The sequence below is a fragment of the Streptomyces sp. NPDC031100 genome (assembly GCF_055570785.1).
In genome coordinates, this window is the sequence record NZ_JBVIGN010000008.1 from 363,599 (window position 1) to 382,949 (window position 19,351).

The 19,351-nt window shown below is 70.9% G+C and carries 18 protein-coding genes and 1 pseudogene; 8 read left to right on the forward strand and 11 right to left on the reverse strand.

Annotation, left to right across the window (positions count from 1 at the left end; translation table 11 throughout):
* Positions 1-62: 62 nt before the first annotated feature.
* Positions 63-626 (forward strand): hypothetical protein, encoded by a 564-nt coding sequence (locus tag ACZ5DS_RS24330; RefSeq protein ID WP_468242063.1) that lies wholly within the window; start codon positions 63-65, stop codon positions 624-626.
* Positions 627-866: 240 nt separating this feature from the next.
* On the opposite strand, the gene ACZ5DS_RS24335 is transcribed toward ACZ5DS_RS24330, so the two are convergent.
* Both ACZ5DS_RS24335 and ACZ5DS_RS24340 read right to left on the reverse strand, forming a co-directional pair.
* Positions 867-1,382 (reverse strand): DUF2165 domain-containing protein, encoded by a 516-nt coding sequence (locus tag ACZ5DS_RS24335; RefSeq protein ID WP_468242065.1) that lies wholly within the window; start codon positions 1,380-1,382, stop codon positions 867-869.
* A 136-nt stretch (positions 1,383-1,518) separates the two neighbouring features.
* Complete coding sequence (locus tag ACZ5DS_RS24340) at positions 1,519-1,971, reverse strand: SgcJ/EcaC family oxidoreductase (protein ID WP_468242067.1); 453 nt, start codon at positions 1,969-1,971, stop codon at positions 1,519-1,521.
* Between the two features lie 96 nt (positions 1,972-2,067).
* On the opposite strand from ACZ5DS_RS24340, the gene ACZ5DS_RS24345 reads away from it, so the two are divergent.
* Together ACZ5DS_RS24345 and ACZ5DS_RS24350 are read left to right on the forward strand one after the other, a co-directional pair.
* Positions 2,068-2,568 (forward strand): MarR family winged helix-turn-helix transcriptional regulator, encoded by a 501-nt coding sequence (locus tag ACZ5DS_RS24345; RefSeq protein ID WP_468242070.1) that lies wholly within the window; start codon positions 2,068-2,070, stop codon positions 2,566-2,568.
* Positions 2,569-2,719: 151 nt separating this feature from the next.
* On the forward strand, positions 2,720-3,835 hold the full coding sequence (locus ACZ5DS_RS24350; protein ID WP_468242072.1) for an ADP-ribosylglycohydrolase family protein: 1,116 nt from the start codon (positions 2,720-2,722) through the stop codon (positions 3,833-3,835).
* A 167-nt stretch (positions 3,836-4,002) separates the two neighbouring features.
* Here the strand turns inward: ACZ5DS_RS24350 and ACZ5DS_RS24355 are convergent, their stop codons facing one another.
* From ACZ5DS_RS24355 to ACZ5DS_RS24365, 3 genes are all read right to left on the reverse strand, one after another.
* Positions 4,003-4,599: a hypothetical protein gene (locus tag ACZ5DS_RS24355; protein ID WP_468242074.1), complete on the reverse strand. Its 597-nt coding sequence runs from the start codon at positions 4,597-4,599 to the stop codon at positions 4,003-4,005.
* A gap of 39 nt (positions 4,600-4,638) precedes the next feature.
* On the reverse strand, positions 4,639-6,210 hold the full coding sequence (locus ACZ5DS_RS24360) for a sodium:solute symporter family protein (protein WP_468242077.1): 1,572 nt from the start codon (positions 6,208-6,210) through the stop codon (positions 4,639-4,641).
* 103 nt (positions 6,211-6,313) lie between these two features.
* Positions 6,314-7,102 carry an SDR family oxidoreductase gene (locus ACZ5DS_RS24365; RefSeq protein ID WP_468242079.1) on the reverse strand — a complete coding sequence of 263 codons (789 nt, stop codon included), beginning with the start codon at positions 7,100-7,102 and terminating at the stop codon, positions 6,314-6,316.
* Positions 7,103-7,176: 74 nt separating this feature from the next.
* Between ACZ5DS_RS24365 and ACZ5DS_RS24370 the strand changes: the two genes are divergently transcribed.
* On the forward strand, positions 7,177-8,016 hold the full coding sequence (locus ACZ5DS_RS24370) for a hypothetical protein (protein WP_468242081.1): 840 nt from the start codon (positions 7,177-7,179) through the stop codon (positions 8,014-8,016).
* A gap of 3 nt (positions 8,017-8,019) precedes the next feature.
* Here the strand turns inward: ACZ5DS_RS24370 and ACZ5DS_RS24375 are convergent, their stop codons facing one another.
* Both ACZ5DS_RS24375 and ACZ5DS_RS24380 read right to left on the reverse strand, forming a co-directional pair.
* Positions 8,020-9,999 carry an MFS transporter gene (locus ACZ5DS_RS24375; RefSeq protein WP_468242084.1) on the reverse strand — a complete coding sequence of 660 codons (1,980 nt, stop codon included), beginning with the start codon at positions 9,997-9,999 and terminating at the stop codon, positions 8,020-8,022.
* Positions 10,000-10,184: 185 nt separating this feature from the next.
* A complete protein-coding gene (locus tag ACZ5DS_RS24380; protein WP_468242086.1) occupies positions 10,185-12,590 on the reverse strand; it encodes a D-alanyl-D-alanine carboxypeptidase in 2,406 nt (801 codons plus the stop codon).
* Between the two features lie 181 nt (positions 12,591-12,771).
* Here ACZ5DS_RS24380 and ACZ5DS_RS24385 point away from each other — a divergent pair, with 181 nt between their 5' ends.
* From ACZ5DS_RS24385 to ACZ5DS_RS24395, 3 genes are all read left to right on the forward strand, one after another.
* Positions 12,772-13,527, forward strand: a complete 756-nt coding sequence (locus ACZ5DS_RS24385) for a GOLPH3/VPS74 family protein (RefSeq protein ID WP_468242088.1) — start codon at positions 12,772-12,774, stop codon at positions 13,525-13,527.
* A gap of 242 nt (positions 13,528-13,769) precedes the next feature.
* Positions 13,770-14,627 carry a helix-turn-helix domain-containing protein gene (locus ACZ5DS_RS24390; RefSeq protein ID WP_468242091.1) on the forward strand — a complete coding sequence of 286 codons (858 nt, stop codon included), beginning with the start codon at positions 13,770-13,772 and terminating at the stop codon, positions 14,625-14,627.
* 191 nt (positions 14,628-14,818) lie between these two features.
* Entirely contained in the window at positions 14,819-15,010 is a 192-nt protein-coding gene (locus tag ACZ5DS_RS24395; protein ID WP_468242093.1) for a DUF397 domain-containing protein, read from the forward strand.
* 148 nt (positions 15,011-15,158) lie between these two features.
* Here ACZ5DS_RS24395 and ACZ5DS_RS24400 read toward each other — a convergent pair whose 3' ends face one another.
* The 3 genes from ACZ5DS_RS24400 to ACZ5DS_RS24410 form a co-directional block, all read right to left on the reverse strand.
* Positions 15,159-16,031 (reverse strand): MerR family transcriptional regulator, encoded by an 873-nt coding sequence (locus ACZ5DS_RS24400; protein WP_468242095.1) that lies wholly within the window; start codon positions 16,029-16,031, stop codon positions 15,159-15,161.
* A gap of 208 nt (positions 16,032-16,239) precedes the next feature.
* Positions 16,240-16,746, reverse strand: a complete 507-nt coding sequence (locus ACZ5DS_RS24405; RefSeq protein ID WP_468242098.1) for a glutathione peroxidase — start codon at positions 16,744-16,746, stop codon at positions 16,240-16,242.
* A complete protein-coding gene (locus tag ACZ5DS_RS24410; protein WP_468242100.1) occupies positions 16,736-17,746 on the reverse strand; it encodes an ArsR/SmtB family transcription factor in 1,011 nt (336 codons plus the stop codon). The genes ACZ5DS_RS24405 and ACZ5DS_RS24410 overlap by 11 nt, the downstream gene beginning before the upstream one ends.
* A gap of 120 nt (positions 17,747-17,866) precedes the next feature.
* Here ACZ5DS_RS24410 and ACZ5DS_RS24415 point away from each other — a divergent pair, with 120 nt between their 5' ends.
* The gene (locus ACZ5DS_RS24415) at positions 17,867-19,057 is read left to right on the forward strand and encodes an MFS transporter (RefSeq protein WP_468242102.1); all 1,191 of its coding nucleotides are present in this window, start codon (positions 17,867-17,869) and stop codon (positions 19,055-19,057) included.
* Here the strand turns inward: ACZ5DS_RS24415 and ACZ5DS_RS24420 are convergent.
* Positions 19,002-19,289 (reverse strand): annotated as a pseudogene (locus tag ACZ5DS_RS24420) (slipin family protein); the annotation flags it as partial. The gene ACZ5DS_RS24415 and the pseudogene ACZ5DS_RS24420 sit on opposite strands and share 56 nt — an antisense overlap.
* Positions 19,290-19,351 lie beyond the last annotated feature (62 nt).

Consider the following 19,351-nt stretch of genomic DNA (forward strand, 5'->3'; position numbering starts at 1 on the left):
CTGAGTACGATGATCCGACCCTCGTGCTGAGAGGGGACCCGTAGCGGAGGAGATGCGTACCCGTGGCTGCCCGACTGCCCTCGTGGGCCTGGGTCTCCGGTCTGACGGTGGGGGCGACCGCGGCCGTCGTCGCCCTCGCCGTCCAGGCGGACCACGGGCCGCATCCCACGGCCGCGACGGCCAAGCCCCATGCGTCGGCGTCGGCGGGCGCCCACGCGTCCGCCGACGCGAAGCCCCCGGGACCCCCGGCGCTGCCGGAGCAGTCCGGCACGGGCCGCCGGGTCGTCTACTCGCTCGGCGAGAAGCGCGTATGGCTGGTGGACGCGACCGGCAAGGCGAGCCGTACGTTCGCGGTGTGGCCGGGCACGGTGAGCCCGCAGCCCGGCCAGTACTCGGTCACCCTGCGCATCCAGTCCCTCAAGGGCTCGGACGGCGTCCAGATCGAGCACATCATGTACTTCACCAAGGCCTCGGGCGTGAACATCGCCTTCTCCAACGCCCTCGACGGCTCCTCGCCGCCGCCCGCGAACGGCAAGAAGCTGGGCGGCATCCGGATGCACCAGGAGGACGGGGCCGCGCTGTGGGCCTTCGGCGACCAGGGGACCAAGGTGACAGTCGTCAAGTAGCCGGTTCTCTCGGACGAGGGGACCCGGGGGCGGGGGTCGGATCGGCCGGATCCGCCGTCGGCTGCTACCGCGGAGAGTCCTCCATGATCCCCTGCTCCGGAGCCCTCCGGTGGTGGCCCGGGCGACGCGCTCCCGGCGGAGGGGCGGGGCGCTGCCCGGTCGAACGACCCGCCGGGGCCCGGCGCTCCGCGATCCGCCGCAGTTGTCCGCTCCGGGCCCCCGCCCCGGGGATGCCACGGGTCATGCGGCGTCGGCCCGTCCGCCCTGTCCGAACGGCAGTTGGTTGACGATCAGTGCGACGCCGCTGAGCAGGAACACCCGGGTCGCCGCGTCCAGCCCGTTCCACGTCTTCGACTGCCACATGGAGAACCACTCCCCGCCGATCGCGATGAATCCGGCGCCGAAGAGCAGCAGCATCATCAGCAGTCCGTAGGTGGAGAAGCGGCGGGCGAGATCGTCTTTCCGCCGCGCCCAGAGATACGTCCCCCAGATCAGCACCAGGGCCGCCACCGTCTCCCACACGATGATCGCGACGTAGGCGGTGTCCTGAAGCCCCGTACTGGTGATGGCCCGCCACATCAGGTCGTCGTCCTTGAACGTGGTGTCCATCGCCAGCACGTGCCGTACGAACTGCTGGTTCGTCCCGAAGTCGGTGATGTTCCCGAGGGCGACCAGGGCGATGTAGAGGGCGAGTATGCCGGTGAGCACGCCGGCGGCAAGCCTGAGGCCGGAGTTGCGTGTGGGGGTGGTGGTCATGGCTGAATTCTCCCCCGGCGGAGGCGGAGTTCTCCCGACCGCTTTGCGCCAGAGTGGTTCCGCGTGGGCCCCGGTGGAGAGCCAGGAGGCCTGGCCCTCCAGGGCGCCGAGGGCGGATCCGAGTGTGACACTGGCCTCACCTCTCCGCAGCCGGTACGAGGTCCGGGGCGAACCTGTAGGAGATCGACTCCATCAGCGGCTTGCGCTTGGTGTTCTGGAAGGCCGCGATGCGCCACTCGCCGTCGTGCTGCCGGACCAGGGTGTACGTCTGGATCTTGGTGAGCTTGCGCGGTCGTGTGCCCTTGTAGGTGTCGCCGCGTCCGTTGACCACCGCCACATCCGGTCCCTGGAAGCGGATGTCGAGGATCTCGTCCGCGAGCTTGGTGCCCTTGAGGAAGCCCCCGAACAGGGCGCGGTGACTGTCCACGATGTCCTGGCGGCCCTGGTAGAAGGTGCCGACGTAGGTGATGTAGGTGGCGTCCGGGGTGAACAACTCGCCGTAGGCGTCGGCGTCGTGCCGCTCCCATGCGGTGGCGAGGTCGTTCAGTACGGAGGTGACGGCGGCGACGTCGGTGGTGGTGTTCGACATGGGTGGAGGTCTCCTCTGCTCGCTAGAATGCATGCAGATTCTGAACGCAAGCAGTATCTGCATCCGTGCAGATAAATTTAGGAGAGGACTCCGTTGATGGCAACCCCCTTGGGTGGCGGGGACGAGCATGTGATCTTCCGTCAGTACCTCGACGCGGTGGGCCTCCAGGGCATGGCCAGCGCGGAAGCCGCCGGCCTGCACGCGTCGGAGTGGTACGCGCTCAGCCTGATCGCGGCGGAAGGCGGGCTCACCTCGGGTGAACTGGCCACCAGGACCGGGCTGACCACCGGCGCCACCACGCGCCTGATCGACCGCCTGGAGCGGGCGGGGTACGCGCGCCGCGCCTCGGACCCGAGCGACCGCCGGCGGGTGATCGTCGAGCCGGTCCCGGACGCGCTCGGCCGAATCGAGGAGGTCGTGGGCCCCGCCCGCCGCCACATCGCCGAGGTCCTGGCCCGCTACACCCCCGAGCAGCGGGCGCTGCTCTTCGACTACTTCGAGCATGCCGCACCCGCGTTCCGCGCGGCCACCGAGGAGATCCGCAGGGCGGTGGCGCCCAGGCGCAGGAGGACCGCCCGGCCTCAGGACGGCGGCTGACCTTCCCGGATCCGGGCAACGGCTCGAGGACGGATGGCCGTAGCTGTGCGGAATGACCGAGCGGAGCCGATTTGCCCCCGTGAACCGATCGTCCTCGGTCGATTACAGTGCTGAGCGTCGTACGTACGGACGGTGCCGTGAGGAGGTCTGAGTGGGTGCGACAACCGTCGCCGTCTGGGGCCGCGCCGAGCAGCAGGACTTCCGCAGCCGCGTGCGCGGCACCCTGCTCGGTGTGGCCGTCGGCGACGCGCTCGGCGGGCCCGCCGACGCGCTCGCCCTGGAGGAGATCCGCTCGGTGTACGGCGCCGAGGGGCTGCTCGACCTGGCCTTCGGGCACGGGCGGCGTGGCACGGTCACGCACCACACCCAGCTCACCCTCTTCACGGTCGACGGGCTGATCCGGGCCCAGGTGCGCCGGGACACGGGCGCCTGGCATCCGCCGACCGACCTGCACCGGGCCTACTTGCGATGGGCGGCCACCCAGCGGGACTGGGGGCCCGACGAGCGCCGCAAGGACGACGGCTGGCTGGCCCGCGAGGAGTGGCTGTACGCCCGCCGCGACCCGACCCGGTCCCTGCTGGTCGGGTTCGGCGACGAGACCATGGGCACGCTGGAGACCCCGAAGAACCCCGGCGAGCTGGGCCCGGAGGCCGTGGCCCGCTCCGCGCCCTTCGGCCTGCTGGTCGGCTGGGAGCCCCAACTGGTCGTCCAGCTGGCCGTGGAGTGCGCCGCCCAGACCCACGGCCACCCCATCGCCTACCTCTCGGCGGGCGCGTACGCCGTCATCGTGCACGCCCTCGCCCGCGGCGAGAGCCTGGACGGCGCCGTGCAGCGGTCCCTCGCCCTGCTCGCCGCCCGCCCCGGCCACCAGCCCGTCTCCGACGCCCTCCAGCACGCACTCGGCGCGGTACGGCAGGGCCTGCCCGGCCCGAGCCGGGTGGAGGAACTGGCCGGCGACGGCACGGCGGACGGGCTGCTGGCCGCGGCCGTGTACTGCGCGCTGGTCGGGGAGGACGTACGCCACGGCCTGTGCCTCGCGGTCAACCAGAGCGGGCCTTCCGCGGCGGCGGGCGCGCTGACCGGGGGACTGCTCGGCGCCCTCCACGGCGAAACCGCCCTCCCGCCGGCCTGGCTGACCGAGCTGGAAGGGCGGCCGACGATCCTGGAACTCGCCGACGACTTCGCGATGGAGCTGACCCAGGGGCCCGCGCTGCACGGTCCGGCCGGGTCGTCCCCGGGCTGGCTGGCCCGCTATCCGCGGGCCTGACCTCAGAGCCTGTGTCATATCCCCGGCCGGGCGCGCGACGCCTGGCACGCACGCTCGCCGCGTTGCCGAACCACCCACGTGGCTCCGCCACGAGGGCGCTCCGGCGCCTTGCGATCGCACGCACCAGACGCCGCGCGCTGATCCGACCGGGGATATGACACAGGCTCTCAGCCCCGGACGCAGTGGTGGACGGTCATGCTGCCGTGCGCGTCGAAGTGCCGGATGCGCAGACCCGCCTGTTTGGTGTACTCCACGTCCAGCCGCTCCCCGGAGCCGGTGCCCGCCGTGCCGGGCGGCTGCCACGGCAGGATCAGGGAGACGGAGTCGCCCACCGTCGCCGGTACGTTCGCGGCGGCGGCGTCGTCCATGTCCTTGCTGTCGGGGTCCAGCCGTTCGGGCACCTGCAGGGCGAGCCGGCCGCCCTGGAGCGCCCACGTGCCCTTCGGCGACCTTCCGCCGGCGTCCATTCTCCACGTCCCGTCGCCGACGGTGACGGTGTAGGTGTACGGCTCGGCGTGCGCGCCCGGCGGCTGCGAGGTGACCTTCCAGGAGCCGCGGACGAAGGCCGCGAACGCCCTGCCCGTCACGCCGGTGGCACCCGACGGGCTGCCGCCGCCGTGCGCCGTGCCGTCGCCGCCTTTGTTGTCGTTCCCGTTGCTCTTGCACGCGGCGAGCAGCGACGCGCCGACGCCGATGGCGAGATATCGCAGGGTGGTGCGGCGGCCCACCAGCCGGGAGGCCGCACGCATCTCGTTCAGACTCATCGTTTCCCCGTTCCTGCCTGTTGAAGATCAACGGGTAGGCTACCGGGGCTGGTTCGGGGCTCCCAGCACGTCGTCGCCGGCAGCGGCGGGCACCGGTACGGCCGCCGCCGCGTCCCCGTCCGTGTTGACCCTCTCGATGACGGCCAGGCGCTCGGGGGTGTCCTCCGGCTTCAGGTAGCCGATCAGGATGTACAGGACCAGGGAGACCGCCAGCGGGACCGAGACCTGGTACTGGAGCGGGACTCCACCGTCGACTTTCCAGTTGACGGGGTAGTTGACCAGCCAGAAGGCGAGCAGACCCGCCGCCCAGCTGGTGAGGGCCGCCGTCGGGCCGGAGCGGCGGAACGGGCGGAGCAGACCCAGCATCATCGGGATCGCGATCGGGCCCATGAGGCCGGCCACCCACTTGATGACGACCGTGATGATGTCCTTGAAGGCGGCGGAGTTGACCTGGGTCGCCACCGCCATGGACAGGGCGAGGAAGGCGACCGTCGTCACGCGGGCCGCGATCAGGCCCGAGCGCTCGCTCCACGACCGCGCCTTCGCCGACACCACCGGCGCCACGTCCCGTGTGAACACCGCGGCGATCGCGTTCGCGTCCGAGGAGCACATGGCCATCGTGTGCGAGAAGAAGCCGACGATCACCAGGCCCAACAGGCCGTGCGGCAGCAGCTGTTCGGTCATCAGGGCGTAGGAGTCCGAGCCGTCCGGCTTCTGCGCGTGGACGAGCAGCGGGGACATCCACATGGGGAAGAACAGGACGACCGGCCAGACCAGCCAGAGGACCGAGGAGAGGCGCGCGGACCGCTCGGCCTCGTACGCGCTGCCCGTCGCCATGTAGCGCTGGGCCTGGTTGAGCATGCCGCCGTTGTACTCGAAGAGCTTGATGAACAGGAACGCGAGGAGGAAGACCGTGCCGTACGGGCCGACCAGCGGCTTGCCGTGGCCGTGCAGCGCGGGCTCGGCCCAGGCGCCGAAGAAGCCGATGTTCTGGTCGTTCAGCTTCAGCACGACCGCGACGAACATCGAGATGCCGGCCAGCAACTGGATGACGAACTGGCCGAGTTCGGTCAGCGCGTCCGCCCACAGGCCGCCGATCGTGCAGTAGACGGCGGTGATGGCGCCGGTGACGAGGATGCCCTGGTTCAGTGACACCCCCGTGAACACCGACAACAGGGTCGCGATGGCGGCCCACTTGGCGCCCACGTCCACGATCTTCAGCAGCATCCCCGACCAGGCGAGCGCCTGCTGCGTGGGGAGGTTGTAGCGGTTCTTCAGGTACTCCAGCGGGGAGGCCACATGGAGCCGGGACCGCAGCCGGTTGATGCGCGGTGCGAACAGCTTCGAGCCGATGGCGATGCCGAGCGCGATCGGGAAGGACCAGGTGATGAAGGAGGTGACGCCGTAGGTGTAGGCGATTCCCGCGTACCCCGTGAACATCACCGCGCTGTAGCCCGACATGTGGTGCGAGATGCCGGACAGCCACCAGGGCATCTTGCCGCCGGCCGTGAAGAAGTCGCTGACGTTGTCCACGCGCTTGTGCGACCAGACGCCGATCGCGACCATCACTCCGAAGTAGCCGATCAGCACGGCCCAGTCGAGACTGTTCATGTGCCCGATCGTGAGACCGGCTACGTGAACACGACAAGCGAGAGGAAGGTCAAGTCCAGTTAAAAATGTTCTGTTTGATGACCGCTGTTCACCTACATGAATATCAGCGCATCAGCTCCCCCGCGTTGACCAGCAGCTGCTGCCCCGTGATGGACCGTGCCCGGTCCGAGGCGAGGAAGACCGCCGCGTCGGCCACGTCACCGTCCGTCGCCAGCTCCGGCAGTGCCATCCGCTCGGTCAGCCGCCCCAGCACGTCCGCCTCCGGCACCCCCTCGGTGTGCGCGGTGAACTGGACGTACGCCTGCACGGGCGGCCCCCACATCCAGCCCGGCAGCACCGTGTTGACCCGGATCCGATACGGCCCCAGCTCCCGCGCCAGCGAGTACATCGCGCTGGTCAGCGCCCCCTTGGAGGCGGCGTAGGCGGCCTGCTTCACCTGGGACGGCGCGGCCACCGCCGACTGCGTCCCGATGAACACCACCGACCCGCCGCCGCCCGCCTTCAGCGCCGGCAGGCACGCCCGCGTCATCCGCAGCGTCCCCAGCAGGTTCACGTCGACGACCGACTGCCAGGTCGCGAAGTCCGCGTCCTCCAGCCCGCCGAAGTACGAGTCCCAGGCCGCCACGTGCACCACCGCGTCGACCGCCCCGAACCGCTCCCGCGCCAGCTCCGCCAGCGCCTCGCACTGCCCCTCGTCGGTGATGTCGGTCGCCCGGTACGCCGTGCGCCCGCCGCCCGGATCGATCTCGGCCGCACTCTTGGCGAGGTTCGCCTCGGTGCGCGCCCCCAGCACGGCGTTCCCGCCGTCCCGTACGACGGCCGCCGCGACCTGATGGCCGAGCCCGGCCCCGACACCTGAGACGACGACGGTCTTGCCTGCGAGCAGAGACATTGCGGCCTCCCCGGCTATGGCGCTTCATCTGACGGAGCGTCAGAGTATGGGCGACCGCAGGAAAGGGGAACCGCATGAGCGAGGACACCCGCAGCGAGACGTACGCCGACCTGGCCGCCGTCGGCCCCTACGGCGTCCACCCCGGCCACGCCCTGATCACCATGGTCGAGCCGCACCCCGGCCACGAGTACGCCTACAACCGCTGGTACGAGGACGACCACTACTACGCCGGCGCCATGGCCATGCCCTGGATGTACGCCGGCCGCCGCTGGGTCGCCACCCGCGACCTGCAACTCCTGCGCTACCCGGAGAAGTCGGCCGTCGCCCAGCCCGTCACCGCCGGCTGCTACATCTCCACGTACTGGATCACCGACGGCCGCTACGACGACCACATGAAGTGGACGGTCGCCATCAACAGGCGCCTCAACCGCGATGCGCGGGTGTACCAGGACCGGACCCACGTCTTCACGGCGTTCCAGGATCACGAGGCGACCGTGTACCGGGACGGCGCGGCGGGCCCGAGGGACTTCCACGCCCTCGACCACCCGTACACGGGCCTGGTGGTGGAGGTCGTCGACGCGGACTCGGCCGAGCAGCGGGCCCGGCTGCTGGAGTGGCTCCGGACCCGCCATCTGCCCCGCCGGCTGACGGGTTCCCCGACCGCGATGGTCACCGTCTTCCGGCCCACCCCCCTCCCCGGCGACCGCATGACCTACGTCAAGCAGGTCGAGGGCGTGGACACCCGGCTGACGCTGCTGTGGTTCCTGGAGACGGACCCGCGGGAGTGCTGGGAGGGGCACTTCACGGGCCTGGACGAGCAGGTGGCGGAGGCCGGGCTGGGCAGGGTGGAGCTGGTGGCGCCGTTCATCCCGACGGTGCCGGGCACCGACACGTACGTGGACCGGCTCCGCTGAGGGTCAGGGTGTCTTGAGTTCGTCCGGGCAGGGAGTGCCGCGCGGCAACTGGTACGGCGCAGCCAAGTGGTACGTCCCGGCCTTGGGCGCCAGCAACATCGTCCACTTGTCCCCGTCCGCGTCCTCCGGCGTCTCCATCAGGCACCCGTTGACGTTGTCGTACGTCTTCGGCATGCCCTCGGCCCGATGCTTGGACGCCTGCGTCTCCTGGGGCGGCTTCAGGCTCTTGCCCTGTCCGTCGACGATGCTCAGCCAGGGCGAGTACGGGATCTTGATCAGGATCCGCCCGGCCCTGCGCACCTCCAGCGTCATCTCGCCCTGCTCGGCCCGCTGCACCAGGGCGTCGGGCTCGGCGAGCGGCGCCGGGTCGGTCACCTTGAACAGCTGCCAGTTGGCGTCGCCCCAGATCTGCTTCAGGTACGGCATCCCGCGCTGCAGCAGCGCCCGCTCGCGCTCGCCGCCGTCGCCGTCCGGGTTGTCCTTCGGCAGCACGACGAAGTGCACGGCCCACCGCTGGAGCCACTCGTGGTAGTTCGCCGAGTTGAGCGTGTCGTCGTAGAAGAGCGGGTTGCGCTCCATGTCGGCCTGCCGGTTCCAGCCGCGGGCCAGGTTGACGTACGGCGCGAGCGCGGAGGCCTCGCGGTGCGAGCGCGCCGGGACGACCTCGACCCTGCCCTTCTCCGCGCCGACCTTCTGGAGCTGATTGACCAGCGGGGCCAGCTCACGGGCCCAGGACGCGGCCGGCGTCGTGTGCAGGATGTCGTCGACCGACTTGAAGCCGATCCACCCGGCGAAGCCCAGGAAGGCCAGCACGGTCACATAGAACTTGCGCGAGCGCGGCACCGTGTACGGCAGCGCGGCGATCAGCGTCGCACCCGCGAACATCATCGGCAGGCGCGATATGTTCGAGCCGATCTGCGAGCTGATCAGCCACACCAGGACGACCCCGAGGCTGTAGACGCCGGCCGTCAGCCGTACGGTGATCCACTCCTTGGGGACGAGGAACAGGCACAGCAGGCCGTACAGCAGGGGCATGATCACCGAGCCGAAGATCATCGGCTGGGTGCCCGAGAAGGGGAACAGCCACGCGGACACGGCGACCACCGCCGAGGGCGCGAGCCCCAGCGCCCACGCGCCCGGCCGCCGCTTCTGCAGGAACAGCGCGGCCGCGACCAGGCCCACGAACAGGCCCGCGACCGGCGAGGCCATCGTGGCGAGCGCGGCCAGCGGGGCGGCGACCAGGGCCTTCGCCCAGCGTTTGTACCGCCACCGGTAAGGCCAGCAGAAGACCGCCGCGACCGCGCCGAGCGCGAACACCGTGCCGAGTCCGAAGGTCACCCGCCCCGATATCGCGTTGCAGATCAGCGCGAAGACCCCGGCGAGCGAGGCCCACAGCGGGTTCTTCACCGCCCGGCTGCGGATCAGCACCAGCGTCAGCAGACCGGCCGAGACCGTCCCGGCGATCATCATCGTCGTACGGACGCCGAGGAGCGACATCAGATAGGGCGACACCACGCTGTACGACACCGGGTGCATGCCCCCGTACCAGGCGAGGTTGTACGCCGAGTCCGGGTGCCGGCCGACGAACTCCGCCCAGGCGTCCTGGGCCGCGAGGTCGCCGCCGCTGTTCGCGAAGGTGAAGAACCAGATGATGTGCAGGGCGCCCGAGAGCGCGGTGAGGGAGAGCACGGGGTGCAGCAGGAGCCGCTGCCGGAGGGGCTCGGCGGCGGCGAGGAGACGGGCGAGGCGGCCCGGCCGTGCCCCGGTCCGGCTGTCCGGGCCGCGGTCCGGACCATGGTCCGCCCGTCCGTCGGTACCGGCGTTCGTACGACTGTCCGTACCGCCGTCCGTGTGACCGTCCCTGTGACTGTCCGTGCGGTCCTCGTGATGACCGTCCGTGTCAGCCGTGGACAGGCGTATTCGCGGGCCGGATCCCGGGTCCGGATCGGCGTGGTCGGCGCGTGTCGGCTCGGCTGTGGCCACCTGAAGGCACTCCCCGTGTCCCGTCTTCTGTTCTCGGCCGCGTTTCTTGGTGTTCCGGGCCGCTTCTCGTCCAGTTCGCCGCCCCGTCCCGTGACCGGCGACCTGCCCCGATTCGTGACGCTAGCACGCACCCCGCCGCGGGGCTCCGTCGGCGGGGTGCGGGAGAGTGGAACGGGGAGACCGGCTCAGCCGAGTCGGGTCAGCTTGTCCGGGAAGCCGGGTTCGGTCAGATCCTTCTTGAGGGCCACCGGCACCTTCACCGCACCGGCCGAGCCGTCACCCACGGTGAGCGTGCCGACCTTGGTGCCGGCCTTCGCGGTGTGCGGCACGCTGTCGGAGGCGAAGGACAGCTTCACCTTCAGACCCGCCCAGCCGGCGGCGGAGACGTCCTGGGTGACCACGACCGGGGTGTGGCCGCCGAGCTGGTCGTCCACGTAGCCGACCACGTCGCCCTTCTTCAGGATCTTCGACGAGGTCAGCGCGTCCTGGGCGGCGAGCAGCGCGGTCTTGCTGACCGCGTTGGCCGTGCCGAGGATCGGCGCCTTGTTCTGGCCGAGGATCGCGCCGACGATGGTGACCGTCAGCCCGCCGACCTTCTTGCGGGAGGCGAAGAGCAGGTTGCCGCCGGCCGCGGTGGTGCTGCCGGTCTTGATGCCGATCGCGCCGATGCGGTACGGCAGCTCGTTGTAGTTGGGCCAGTTGTGCCCGGAGGGGTCCGTCCAGCTGGCCGCGCTGGTGATGGCGACCAGGGCCGGGACCTTGACGACCGCGCGGCCGAGCTTCACCTGGTCCTCGGCCGTGGAGACGGTGGTCTCCTTCAGGCCCGAGGGATCGGTGTACGTCGTGCCGGTCATCCCCAGTTCCTTGGCGGTGGCGTTCATCTTCTTCACGAACGCCGCCTCCGAGCCCACGTCCCAGCGCGCGAGCAGCCGCGCGATGTTGTTGGCCGAGGGGATCATGACGGCCGACAGGGCTTCCTTCTCGGTGAGGTGGTCGCCGGCCTTGACGGTGTTGAGCGTCGACTCGCCGTCCTTGTCGTAGCCGCCCTCCTTCTCCGCCTTCGGGTCGATCTCGATCTTCGGGCCGTCCTGCCCCGGCTTCAGCGGGTGGTCCCGGAGGATGATGTACGCGGTCATGGTCTTGGCGACCGAGCCGATGGCCACGGGCGTCTGCTTGCCGAAGCTGCCCATCGTGCCGATGCCGTCGCCGTCGATCCAGCCCTGGCCCTCGCCCGGCCAGGGCAGCTGCAGCTTGTCGCCGTCGAACGTGTAGCTGTCCTTGGCGGTGAGCGCGAGGGTGGGGGACGGCAGCGGGCGGAACGCCTGTACGACCGCAAAGATGATCGCCAGGAGAAGGACCAGGGGGGTCCAGATCTTGACCCGGCGGACGATCGTGCGGACCGGGGTCTCCGGCGGCGGGGGCGTGTTCGTCAGCTCGGCCAGCAGGTCCAGCGGGGGCTTGGGCGGGAGGGGCTGCTGGGTGGTGCGCTCGGGGCCGACCTGGGGGACGACGGTGGTGACGTCGGGGTTCTTGAGCGGGACGAACTTGCTGCCGCCCAGCTTGAGCATGGTCGTCGGCTGGTCGACCTCGGGCTTCTTCGGGCGGACGGCCTTGAAGATGGTGGTGGGCTGGTCGACGCCCTCCGCCTCGGCTTCGCCTTCGGCGTCGGTCTCGTCCCCACCCGCACCACCCGTGCCGCTTTCGTCGTCGACTGCGGGTGGCCCCTGAGGGGCGTCCTCGCCATCGGCGGCCTGCGGGTGCTTGTCCGAGGGCTGCTTGTCCTTGTCGGCGGCCTGCGGGTTGTTGTCCGAGGGCTGCTCGTCCTTGTCGGCGGCCCGCGGGTTCTTGTCGGTGGGCTGGGCCTTCTTGTCGGCGGTGTGCCGGTGCTCGTCCGAGGGCTGCTCGTCCTCGTCGGCGGGCTCCGGGGCCTCGGCGGTGGCCTCTGCCTCGTCCTCGGCGGTCGGCTTTGCCTCAGCCTCCGCGTTCTCGGCGGTCGGCTTTGCCTCAGCCTCCGCGTTCTCGGCGGCAGGCTTCGGCTCGTCGGCCGACTCCGTGTCAGCCTTCGCCTCGGGCTTTGCGTTCGCGCCCTCGTCCGACTCGGCGTCACCCTCCGGCTTCGGCTCCGGCTTCGACTTCGTCTGCGCCTCGGCGCCGGCTTTCGCGTCCGCGTCCTTGCCCGACTCGGCGTCAGCCTCCGCCTTCTGTGCCGCAGGCTCGTCCGGACGGTCGTTGTCGGCGGCCTCGGAGCCGGCCTTCTGCTCGGACGCTTCGGACTCTTCGGTCTCTTCGGCCTCCAGGGGCTTCTCCGCCGTCTTTGCAGGTGCGTCGGCCGAGCGGACCCACGCCGAGACGGCCTCGCGCAGGTCCGTGTCCCCGTCCTCGGCGGCGGCCGCGGCCTTCACGTCGCGGACCGAGAGGACCTTCGTCGCCGTGTCCACCCCCGCACCCGAGGAATCCTTTTCGCGGGACACCGCGAGCCGCGGATCGCGCGCTTCGGGAACCGTACCCGCGCTCCCCGACGTCGCTTCCGCCGACGCCTCGTGCTGCTTCGACCTGTCGGGGGACTCGCCCGCCACCGATGCCTCCTCCATGCGCCGCACGCCCACCCGTGCGCCCTGTCCGAACCATGTACCAGTGTCCTGTGTGAGGGCTTGGCCCCTGTGGTAGACGAGAACGACATACCTGCCGGTTCCCTCACGAACCGGTCACGCACCCTCGACAGACCAATGTGAGAGGGGTCACCCTGTCATTCATCCACGCGGGGAGGCATGGATGGGCAGGAGCCGCAGAACACTTCCGGAAGAGCTTCTGCTGCTGGCACTGGACCCGGCCACGGGTACCACTGCACAGCCGCAGTCGCTCGACCTCGGTCTGGCCGGAGCACAGCTAGTGGAGCTGGCGCTGGCCGGACGGATAGCCCCAGACGGGGATCGTATCGCCGTGGTGGTACCACGGCCGACAGGAGATCCGACATTGGACTGCGCGCTGGAGTTGCTGCGAAGGCGCGGCGCTCCGGTACGTGCCGTCCACTGGATCGGCGGGCCGCGTCTCGGGCTCCGCCAGGTCTACCTCTCGCATCTGGAGCGCTGCGGCATGGTTGCCGCCGTGGCGGGCCAGATGTGCGGGGTGTTGCCGACGACTCGGTATCAGGCGACGGACACCGCCATCAGCCGGGAGATCCGGGCCCGGCTGGATTCCGCGATCCGCACCGGCGTACCGCCGGACCCGCGGACCGCGGCGCTCGCCGCCCTGGCCCACGCCGTCGGCCTCGGCAAGCACCTGTACCCGGGGAACGAGGGGCGTTCGTCCCGGTCCCGGCTGCGGGATCTGATCCGGCACGACCCCATGGGCGGGCTGGTCGCGCATGCCGTGATGGACGTACAGAACGGCGCGGCGGCCCAGCCGCGGCGCGGTCCGGCCACGGCCGGCCGCCCGACGGGGCCCGCAGCCAGGGCCACGGCGGAACCCGCACGCGGGGTTCCGATGCAGCCGCACCGCGGGTCCATGGCACGCGCCGTGGCCCACTGAGCCGCACCGTCGGTCCCCACGACCCGGTACGGGAGCCGCTGGTTCGAGCGGGGCGGATGGGATCCTTGTGGTCTCATCGCCCCGCTCGACCGCGTCCGCACCCGTAAATCCGTGCCCGAACTGACGCGTACGCGCCGCATATCCACCGTTTGCCAGCGGTAGAAAGCACCTTGGTGGCAGTCTGCTCAGCAGCAGATACACAAAGTGTCAGGTACAGGCAGGCAGCCGGAGGTGCACGTCCCGTGGCGTCCAATGTCAATCCCACCGTCAGGCGGCGCCGGCTGGGCCAGGAGCTGCGCAGGCTCCGTGAGCTCAAGGGCATGACGGCCGAAGAAGTGGCGGAACGGCTGCTCGTGTCGCAGTCGAAGATCAGTCGGCTGGAGAACGGCCGCAGAAGTATCAGTCAGCGTGACGTGCGCGATCTGTGCGGGGTCTACGAGGTCGAGGACCAGCGGATCGTCGACTCCCTCATGGAGATGGCGCGGGACTCGCGGCAGCAGGGCTGGTGGCACACGTTCGGGGACATTCCGTACAGCGTGTACATCGGCCTGGAGACCGATGCGGAGTCGCTGCGGGTGTACGAACCCCAGCTGGTGACGGGTCTGTTGCAGACCCGCGCCTACGCGGAGGCTCTGGTGCAGGGCGCGTTGCCGGAGACGTCCACGGCGGAGATCGAGAAGCGTGTGCAGGTGCGCATGCGCCGACAGGAACGTATCACCGCCGAGAGCAACCCCCTGCGGCTGTGGGTGGTGCTGGACGAGGCGTCGCTGAGGCGCGTCGTGGGCAGCCGGCTGGTGATGCGGGAGCAGCTGGAGCACCTCATCGAGATGTCCCAGCTGCCGCACGTCACCGTGCAGGTGCTGCCCTTCGAGGTGGGCGCGCATCCGGGGCTCAACGGCCAGTACGCGATCCTGGAGTTCACCGACGCGGCCGACTCGAGCGTCGTCTACCTCGAGGGCGTCACCAGCGACCTGTATCTGGAGAAGGCACAGGACGTGCAGAAGTACGCCGTGATGTACGAGCATCTCCGGGCACAGTCCCTCAATGTGGAGCAATCCCGGCAATACATCTCCGATGTGGCGAAAACCTACGCCGATTGAGCCCTGCTCCACAGGAAGTGCCGGATCGTACACCGTAGTGACGATTCAGTGGAAGGCTCACCTGGAATATGCCATCCGCTCGGGTGAACGACTACTCCGGCAGGGGCAGTTGCCCGGTAGCGTCGATCACGCCAATCAGACGACAAGGTTGGCGTGAACCGCACCACCAGCAACTCGCAACAGGAGTGGACATGGCACTGATTCAGGGCGCTTCGGAGACGTGGATGAAGTCCTCTTATTCCGCGGGCAACGGCGCCTGCGTCGAGGTCAAGTCGCCCACCGCCGCGGAGCTCGCCGTACGCGACTCCAAGGTCATCGAGGGGCCGATCCTGGCCTTCCCCGCCGACGCGTGGAACGCCTTCGTCGCCTCGGTCAAGGCGTAGGGAGCCCTCTCTGACGCTCCCGCGTAGACACCTCCGACGACAACTGCACAAGCACCACCCCCGCAGAGCCCTCTCGACGAGTCGCCGTCCTTGCCGAGGGGGCTCGGCCCCGTTTTCGGGCGCGGTTCGCCTCAGGCGCCCCTTCGGCTCATTCGCTGCGGGTGACCGCCGGAGAACGCACCGGGAACGCCACATCACAGACCGGGTCCCCGGCTGAGGCCGCATCCCAGTCCGCGAAGTACACCTCCCGGCAGGGGCCGGCCATCTCCAGACCCTCCCGGGTCATCCAGTGCTCCACCGCCTCGAAGGCGGCGAGGATCTGCGGATGCGCCACCTGCGCCTTGCTGATCCGGGTGTAGGCCAGCCGGGCCGCCGGCTCCACCCGCACCCGCGTCGCCCAGGGACCGCCGTGCCGCTCCACCCAGGCACGGGCCGCCGCCTCGTCGGCCACCGGCACACAGGACTCGGCGGGCCCGTCACTCTCCATCGACACCTCGGAGTGGTAGACGACGAACGGCGCACCGGCGACGCCCCCGCACTCCCGCGCGGCCTTCTCCAGACGGCTCAGCGACGCGCCGATCCACGTCGGCAGCTCGTCGGCCAGCGTGTGCCGCGACTCGGTGATCACCACCTGCGCCGGCACGTCCACCGTTTCGACCACGAACTTCTCGTACATCTCGGAGCTCCTCCCCGACAGTCGTCCACGGAGGTACTCGGCGAGGGTCCGCTGCCCGGCCACCCGGGTCTCCACGGCCGCCCAGTAGGCGGCGAGCCGGTCGGCCGCCTCGGCGCCCTCGGCCCCGACCACCTCGGCGATCCGGGCCAGTGGCATGTCCAGCTGCCGCAGCAGGGCCACCGTACGGGCGCGTTCCACCTGGTCCGCGCGGTAGTAGCGGTAACCGCTGGCCTCGTCGACCTGCGCCGGTTCCAGCAGCCCGAGCCGGTCGTACAGCCGTAGCGCCTTGGCCGACAGGCGGGCTCGCGCGGCGAACGCGCCGATGGTGAGCAGCTCCTCGTCCACGATGTCAGCCCCTTTCACCGGCGGCTCGCCTCCGGGGCGCTCCAGCCGGTGTCGAGACCGCGACCGTGCTCAGCCCTTCGGGCCTCCGCGCGCTCACGCCCTCGACACCGGCGCGCCCCTTCGGCTCCCTCGCCCCTCCGTCACCGGGCGGCTCTTTCCGTCCGGTGACAGGGACGCTCTCCCTTGCCCCAGGGGCAAGGTCAACCGGTCAGGCCAGCTGCTGCTCGATGGCCGCCACGACCTCGGCGGACTCCGGCTCGGTCTGGGGGGAGAAGCGGGCGGCGATCCGGCCGTCCCGGCCGATCAGGAACTTCTCGAAGTTCCAGCGGATGTCCCCGCTGTGCCCCTCGTCGTCGGCGAAGCCCACCAGACGCTCGTACAGCGCGTGCCGGCCCTCCCCGTTCACCTCGACCTTCTCGGTCAGCGGGAAGGTCACCCCGTACGTCGCCGAGCAGAACTCGGCGATCTCCTCGGCGGTGCCGGGCTCCTGCCCGAGGAACTGGTTGCAGGGCACCCCGAGCACGGTGAAGCCCTGCTCGGCGTACCGCTCCTGCAGCCGCTCGAGACCGGTGTACTGCGGGGTCAGGCCGCACTTGGAGGCCACGTTCACGATGAGCACGCTCTTGCCGGCGTACTGGGGCAGATTCGCGGAGCCGCCCTGGAGGGACCCGATCTCGGTGTCGAGTACGGAGCCGTCGTAGTCGTCAGTCGTCATGAGCGGATGCTAACTCCGGGGGGTGACGGGTTCCCTTCCCGGCGTCGACCAGCACCTGACCCGCCGCCGTCCGCACGTACAGCACCGACCGCCCGGCCCTGCCCCACCGCTCCACCAGCCCCGCCTCCCGCAGCACCTTCAGGTGCCGTCCGACCGAGCCCAGCCCCTGCCCGGTCACGGCGGTCAGCTGGGTGGTGCTCATGGGGGAGGCGAGGAGTACGAGGACTGCGGCCCGGGCCGGCCCGAGCAGCGCCCCCAGACCGGACGGCACCGCCCGGTCCTCCGCCCCGGCCAGCACCCCGGTACAGGGATAGATCACGGCGTACCGCTCCCGCCCCTCCCAGGCCACCCACCCCGCCCGCTGCGGGGTCACCGGCACGAAGACCAGCTCGGCGCCGGAGATCTCGCGGGGCGGGTACTCGTGCAGGTTGACCTGGAACCGGTTCTCCCCGAGCCACCGTGTCCCGCCCGGCCGCAGGGAGTCCAGCACGCTCGCCCAGCCGCCCCGGCTCACCTGCGCGGTCCGGGCCACCACATCCGCCTCCAGCACCCGCCGGCGCCGCTCCCAGGACGGCCGTACGGTCTCCTCCCACACCCACTCCAGCAGCGCGGCCGCCCGCTCCGGCAGGTCGTCGCGGTCCAGGACGGCGGGGAGCGGCCCGGCGAGGGAGAGGCGCAGATGGGCGCGGGCGGCGGCGGGCTCGGTGCCGCGCACCCGGGTGACCTCGTCGGCGAAGTCCTCCCCGGCGCGGGGCGTGGGCGTGAGGAAGTCGGCGATCCAGTTCCGGCCCAGCCCCGCCCGTACCAGCCGGGCCGTCACCGGGTCGGCGTCGAGTAGCGCCCGGTAGCCGGGCAGATGCCTGCGCAGCCACGCCCGCTCACCGGGATGCGCGCCCGTGCCCGTGTGCAGCAGCTTCAGGCTCGCGAAGGCCTCGGCGAGCGGGGAGAGCACGAACCGGCTGCGGGCGAGGGTGTCCGCATTCAGCTGCCACCATCCCAAGGGCCCGCCCCTCCCCGCCCGTACGACTTTGCGCAAGACGGTGAACCAATCCCGTACGACCTTGCGCACGACGGCGAAACAATAACGAGGCCCCTCGCGGCGCGTCCGAGACTTCGGGGCATGCCCAGCTACCGATCCCTGTTCCGCACCCCGGAGTTCACCCCGCTGTTCCTCGGCGCGGCCGCGCAGACCGCAGCCCAGACGGTCGGCGGACTCGCCCTCGGCACGCTCGTCTTCCGGGCGACCGGGTCCCCGCTGCTGTCCGCGGTCAGCATGTTCGGCCCGTCGCTGGCCCAGGTGCTGGGCGCGACCTTCCTGCTCTCCGGCGCCGACCGCCTGCCCCCGCGCACGGCCCTGGCCGCCGTCTCGCTGGCCTTCGCGGCCGGTACGGCGGTCCAGGCACTGCCCGGCCTCCCGACCGGCGCGCTCTTCACCGTCGTCCTGCTGCTGGGCCTGGTCGCCTCGCTGGGCGGCGGGGTCCGCTGGGGCCTGCTGAACGAGATCCTCGCCAAGGACGGGTATCTGCCCGGGCGTTCGCTGTTCAACATGGCGAGCGGGCTGATGCAGATCACCGGCTACGCCACCGGCGGCGCGCTGCTGGCCGTGCTGTCCCCGCGGGCCTGCCTGCTCCTCTCGGCGGCCCTGTACCTGACGGCCGCGCTGGTGCTGCGCCTGGGCCTGGGCGCGCGTCCGCCCCGTGCCGCCGGCCGCCCTTCCCCGGCGGCGACCTGGCGCACCAACGCCCTGCTGTGGTCGGCCCGCCCGCGCCGCCTCGCCTACCTGGGCCTGTGGCTGCCCAACGGCCTGGTCGTCGGCTGCGAGTCGCTGTACGTGTCGTACGCCCCCGACGCGGCCGGCACCCTGTTCGCGTGCGCGGCGCTCGGTATGTTCGCCGGGGACGTGACGGTCGGCCGCCTGCTCCCGCCCGCCGTACGGGCCCGGCTCGCCACCCCCCTGGTCCTCCTCCTGGCGGCTCCGTACCTGCTGTTCGCCGCGCACCCCTCGGTGCCCGTGGCCGCGGTCTGCGTCACGGTGGCCTCCGCCGGCTTCGGGGCGGGTCTGGTCCAGCAGGAGCGGCTGATGAGCCTGACCCCGGACGAACTCGCCGGTCACGCCCTGGGGTTGCACTCGGCGGGCATGCTGACCCTGCAGGGCGTGAGCGCGGCACTGGCGGGCGCGGTGGCCCAACTCGCCTCGCCCGCCTGGGCGACGACGGCGCTGGCGACCGCCTCGGTGTCCGTGACGCTGGTGCTGGCTACGGCTGGTCGGCGTTATCCTGCGGCTGCTGTGCCGGAACCGTCTTCTCGCTGAGCCCGGCGCCGAGGTTCGCGGCGGCCCGGTCGAAGTAGCGCAGCAGCTCCACCGGGAACGGCATCACGAGCGTGGAGTTCTTCTCGGCGGCCACCTCGACGACGGTCTGCAGGAGCCGCAGCTGCATCGCCTCGGGGGTGTCCGACATGATCCGCTAGGCGTTGGCGAGCTGCTGGGCCGCCTGGAACTCGCCGTCCGCGGTGATGACCCGGGCCCGCGGCTTCCGCTCGGCCACCGACGAGCACCGCTCGTGAACGCTCCGGACAGGGAAGGTGGTGCACAGCTCGGCCGCGC

What these genes read in the sequence shown, in the direction of transcription:
- ACZ5DS_RS24335 (WP_468242065.1), bottom strand. Translation starts at nt 1,382, where the DNA reads ATGACCACCACCCCCACACGCAACTCCGGCCTCAGGCTTGCCGCCGGC.
- ACZ5DS_RS24340 (WP_468242067.1), bottom strand. Translation starts at nt 1,971, where the DNA reads ATGTCGAACACCACCACCGACGTCGCCGCCGTCACCTCCGTACTGAAC.
- ACZ5DS_RS24345 (WP_468242070.1), top strand. Translation starts at nt 2,068, where the DNA reads ATGGCAACCCCCTTGGGTGGCGGGGACGAGCATGTGATCTTCCGTCAG.
- ACZ5DS_RS24355 (WP_468242074.1), bottom strand. Translation starts at nt 4,599, where the DNA reads ATGAGTCTGAACGAGATGCGTGCGGCCTCCCGGCTGGTGGGCCGCCGC.
- ACZ5DS_RS24360 (WP_468242077.1), bottom strand. Translation starts at nt 6,210, where the DNA reads ATGAACAGTCTCGACTGGGCCGTGCTGATCGGCTACTTCGGAGTGATG.
- ACZ5DS_RS24365 (WP_468242079.1), bottom strand. Translation starts at nt 7,102, where the DNA reads ATGTCTCTGCTCGCAGGCAAGACCGTCGTCGTCTCAGGTGTCGGGGCC.
- ACZ5DS_RS24370 (WP_468242081.1), top strand. Translation starts at nt 7,177, where the DNA reads ATGAGCGAGGACACCCGCAGCGAGACGTACGCCGACCTGGCCGCCGTC.
- ACZ5DS_RS24380 (WP_468242086.1), bottom strand. Translation starts at nt 12,590, where the DNA reads ATGGAGGAGGCATCGGTGGCGGGCGAGTCCCCCGACAGGTCGAAGCAG.
- ACZ5DS_RS24385 (WP_468242088.1), top strand. Translation starts at nt 12,772, where the DNA reads ATGGGCAGGAGCCGCAGAACACTTCCGGAAGAGCTTCTGCTGCTGGCA.
- ACZ5DS_RS24395 (WP_468242093.1), top strand. Translation starts at nt 14,819, where the DNA reads ATGGCACTGATTCAGGGCGCTTCGGAGACGTGGATGAAGTCCTCTTAT.
- ACZ5DS_RS24405 (WP_468242098.1), bottom strand. Translation starts at nt 16,746, where the DNA reads ATGACGACTGACGACTACGACGGCTCCGTACTCGACACCGAGATCGGG.
- ACZ5DS_RS24415 (WP_468242102.1), top strand. Translation starts at nt 17,867, where the DNA reads ATGCCCAGCTACCGATCCCTGTTCCGCACCCCGGAGTTCACCCCGCTG.